Below are 4,336 nucleotides of genomic sequence, written 5' to 3'. Positions count from 1 at the left end.
CGGCTTTGGTAATACTCTCAATGACCGAATCCACAGCATCATCAGAAATAACAATTTCAAGTTTCACTTTCGGCAGGAAATCAACGACATATTCGGCACCACGGTAGAATTCTGTGTGCCCTTTCTGACGACCAAAGCCTTTGACCTCGGTTACCGTCATACCTGTGACACCGATTTCCGACAAAGCCTGACGAACATCATCGAGCTTAAAAGGTTTGATAATCGCTTCAATTTTCTTCATCGCATTTCCTTACTCTATAGTTGAGGTAACAGTGTAGCCTGAAGTAATCGGGTATCGGCGATCGCGCCCAAAAGCACGACTGCTGATACGAATACCTGGCGGCGCCTGACGTCGTTTGTACTCATTACGATCTACCATTTTGATGACCCTTGCAACTTCTTCGGCATCATAGCCTTCTGCTACCAAGTCTTCAAAACAACTGTCATCGGCAATATAACGTTCTAAAATCTTATCTAGAATATCGTAGGGTGGCAGACTGTCCTGGTCCAGCTGATCCGCAGCTAGCTCGGCAGAAGGCGGTCGGGTAATGATTCGCTCAGGAATGACTGATGAGAGCGTATTGCGGTAGTGACTAAGCTGATAGACAACAGTTTTATATACATCTTTTAACGGTGAGTAGCCTCCTGCCATATCGCCATACAGCGTGGAGTATCCCACTGCCATTTCACTTTTATTACCGGTTGCTAACACCATTGAGCCTGTTTTATTCGATAAGGCCATCAAAATAATGCCTCGACAACGCGCCTGAATATTCTCTTCAGTGGTGTCAACGGGCAAACCTGCAAAAGAATCAGCCAGTGTATCCAGAAATGAATTGAACACCGGCTCAATCGACATGACGCTGTATTGTACGTTCAAGCCTTCTGCCATCGTTTTGGCATCATCCAGACTGATTTGTGCGGTATAACGGGTCGGCATCATCACCGCGTGGACTTTATCGGCACCAATGGCATCCACAGCCAAGGCTAAGGTCAGCGCAGAATCTATGCCTCCGGACAAGCCAATCACAACACCTGGAAAATGGTTTTTTTCAATGTAATCGCGCAGACCGGTTTTCAGCGCTTTATAAATCATGGCGAGTTCTTTTTCTTTCACCGCCATGTCACCATACACTTGGATAAGCCCTTTATCATCCCGTTTGACTGTAAGGGGATATAAGCCGTTTTCGAATGCAGGTGCACGAGCCACTTTCTGCCCATGATTATCCATAGCAAAGGAAGAACCATCGAATACCAATTCGTCCTGACCTCCGACCTGATTGACATAAATGATGGGCAACCCGGTTTCCAGAACACGTTTCTTTACTTCAGCTTTCCGCTGCTGCCACTTACCGCTTCGAAACGGAGAGGCATTTAGATTAATAATAAGTTCTGCGCCTGAGTCAGCGGCCTGACAAGCAGGCTCAGTGAACCAGATATCTTCACATAAAGTCAGACCAATCTTGATTCCTCTAAAATCCACTACACAAGCTTCTTTACCTTCAACGAAGTAACGTTTTTCATCAAACACACTGTAGTTGGGCAATTTATGCTTGAAATAGGTCGCAACTCGCTTGCCGTTATCAATTAAAGTCGCAGCGTTATAGAGTTCTTTGCGGACTTCACCATCGGGATGACCGACAATTATGGCAATGCCTTGCACATGCTTTTGCAAGGTATCAAGCGCCTTGCTTACGCGCTTGAGCAGCCCTGGTCTCAGTAACAGATCCTCGGGTGGATAACCGGTTAAAGTCAGTTCCGGATAAATCACTAAATCTGCATCAAATTCATCGCGAGCCTGGTGGGCTGAAGTAATTATCTTAATAACGTTGCCAGCCACATCCCCTACCACAGGATTGATTTGCCCCATGACCAGCGTCAAGTCATTCATCTATCGCGCTTCCATTGCCGCCAGCATGCAATCACCTATTTCAGCCGGTGATCGTGCGATTTTGGCTCCTGCAGCTTCCAGCGCAGCCAGTTTGGCTTCCGCTGTACCCGTACCACCACTGATAATTGCGCCAGCATGTCCCATTCGTTTACCCGGCGGTGCAGTCAAACCGGCGATATAAGCCACCACCGGTTTGGTCACGTTCTGTTTGATGTACTCCGCCGCATCTTCTTCCGCATGACCGCCGATTTCACCAACCATCACGATACCCTCTGTCTGAGGATCATTTTCAAACATTTCCAGACATTCGATAAAGTTCATGCCATGGATAGGATCGCCGCCGATACCAACGCAGGTACTTTGTCCTAAACCATTTTGCGTGGTTTGATGGACAGCCTCATACGTCAGCGTACCTGAACGTGACACAATGCCGATTTTACCTGGCTGATGTATGACTCCCGGCATAATGCCGATTTTACATTCACCCGGTGTAATCAAACCAGGGCAGTTCGGGCCAATCAAAAACACATCTTTGTTATTCAAAGCATGTTTAACACGAAGCATATCCTGAACAGGTATGCCCTCAGTAATACAGGCGATGACTTTGATCCCCGCGTCTGCCGCTTCCAATATGGCATCAGCAGCGAATGCTGCAGGCACATATATCATGGTTGCATTGGCACCGGTTTCGGCAACCGCTTCGTGTACGGTGTTAAAAACGGGTCTGTCTAAATGTTGCTGGCCACCTTTTCCCGGTGTGACACCACCAACAAATTGTGTGCCATAAGCAATAGCCTGCTCCGAGTGGAAGGTACCCTGTTTGCCTGTAAAGCCCTGACAGATAACTTTTGTTTCGCGGTTAACCAGTATGCTCATACGTTTGACTCCTGGGCAGCGGCTACCGCTTTTCTGGCAGCATCAGTCAGATCCTGTGCTGCATAAATACTCATCTGGCTGTTTGCCAGTAACTCACGTCCCTGCTCAGCATTGGTTCCTTCCAGACGTACCACCACTGGTAAGGTTAAATCGACTTCTTTTGCTGCCTGAATGATACCTTTTGCAATCAGATCACAACGGACAATACCGCCAAAAATATTCACCAGTATCGATTTCACTTTGGTATCAGACAAAATCAATTTGAAGGCTTCTGCCACACGTTCCGCCGTCGTACCACCACCTACATCCAGGAAATTGGCTGGTTCACCACCTTCTTTCTGAATCAGATCCATGGTCGCCATCGCCAGACCGGCACCATTCACCATACAGGCGACATTTCCGTCTAAAGAAATGTAGTTGAGACCATACTCGCGTGCAATGACTTCAGCATCATCTTCCTGAGTAGGATCGAACATCTCAGCCAGATCGGGATGTCGAAATAAACCGTTATCATCCAGGTTGATTTTGGCATCCACGGCCAACAGCTCACCGTCGTTTGTTACCACAAGGGGGTTAATTTCGACCTGACTGGCATCATTTTCTATGAAGAGCTGATACAGGCTTTGCATGATCTGTTGTAACTGCTTAAATGCTGTGCCTGTAAGCCCGAGGAAAAATCCTGCTCTGCGGCACTGGTAGCTTTGAAGCCCCACAATGGGATCAACATAGAGGTTCAGAATGGCTTCAGGGGTATCTTCTGCGACGGCTTCGATGTCCATACCACCCTCAGCGGAGATCATGAATACAATACGCTGACTACTCCGGTCCAATAATACGGCAAGATAAATTTCACGGACAATATCCGTTGGTTTTTCAACCAATACCTGATGAATGGGTAAACCATCCGCTGTGGTTTGATGGGTGACAAGCTGCTGTCCCAACATCGACATTGCTGCTGCTTCCACATCATCCAGACTATTAACCACTTTAACGCCACCGGCTTTACCGCGACCACCAGTATGGACTTGGGCTTTAACCACCCAACGCTCTCCTGCCAGTAATTCAGCAGCTTGTCTTGCCTGGGCAGCTTCCGTGACTGCCTGACCCTGTGGCGTCGGTACACCATAGCGATTAAATAATTGTTTCGCCTGAAATTCGTGCAGGTTCATTGTTTTATCTTGCCTTGATTATTATTCAGTTGCTCTGACGCAACGGCTTTTTAGGACTAATCCAGTCAACACTACTTAACGCTGTAGTGTAAACCCTGTATTTTCTCGCAATAGCAGGATAATTACCATCGTTGTAAGCGATTATTTTGTCTGAGAAAACACTTCATCTTACCTCTAGCGAACATCTATGGCGCTTACGCATGCTATAGTTCAGGCCGAGAAATACTAACGAGCTTTTTTATGTTGTCACTTTACCCGGAAATCGAACCTTACCAGAGCCATATTTTCACTCGAGAAAAGCTGAGTCACGGTGGCCAACATCAGGTGTATGTAGAAGAATGTGGCAATCCTGACGGTGTGCCCATTGTGTTTCTGCATGGTGGTCCGGGCTCCGGTTGCA

The 4,336-nt window shown here is 47.3% G+C and carries 4 protein-coding genes; all 4 read right to left on the bottom strand.

What is annotated here, in order from left to right:
- Nucleotides 1-241, bottom strand: a 241-nt coding sequence (locus tag ACTF5U_RS11185) for a P-II family nitrogen regulator (RefSeq protein ID WP_438971714.1), incomplete at its 3' end; no start/stop codon positions are given.
- 9 nt (nt 242-250) lie between these two features.
- Nucleotides 251-1,891 (bottom strand): NAD+ synthase, encoded by a 1,641-nt coding sequence (locus ACTF5U_RS11180; protein ID WP_438971713.1) that lies wholly within the window; start codon nt 1,889-1,891, stop codon nt 251-253.
- On the bottom strand, nt 1,892-2,767 hold the full coding sequence (gene sucD / locus ACTF5U_RS11175; protein WP_438971712.1) for a succinate--CoA ligase subunit alpha: 876 nt from the start codon (nt 2,765-2,767) through the stop codon (nt 1,892-1,894).
- Nucleotides 2,764-3,936, bottom strand: a complete 1,173-nt coding sequence (sucC, locus tag ACTF5U_RS11170) for an ADP-forming succinate--CoA ligase subunit beta (RefSeq protein ID WP_438971711.1) — start codon at nt 3,934-3,936, stop codon at nt 2,764-2,766. The genes sucD and sucC overlap by 4 nt, the downstream gene beginning before the upstream one ends.
- Nucleotides 3,937-4,336 lie beyond the last annotated feature (400 nt).

This window comes from Methylophaga sp. (genome assembly GCF_965655755.1).
Classification (GTDB): Bacteria; Pseudomonadota; Gammaproteobacteria; order Nitrosococcales; family Methylophagaceae; genus Methylophaga.
This window is presented reverse-complemented; position numbering and strand designations above follow the sequence as displayed.

Excerpts from the sequence above, each read along its gene's own strand:
- ACTF5U_RS11180 (WP_438971713.1), bottom strand. The coding sequence starts at position 1,891 with ATGAATGACTTGACGCTGGTCATGGGGCAAATCAATCCTGTGGTAGGG.
- sucD (WP_438971712.1), bottom strand. The coding sequence starts at position 2,767 with ATGAGCATACTGGTTAACCGCGAAACAAAAGTTATCTGTCAGGGCTTT.
- sucC (WP_438971711.1), bottom strand. The coding sequence starts at position 3,936 with ATGAACCTGCACGAATTTCAGGCGAAACAATTATTTAATCGCTATGGT.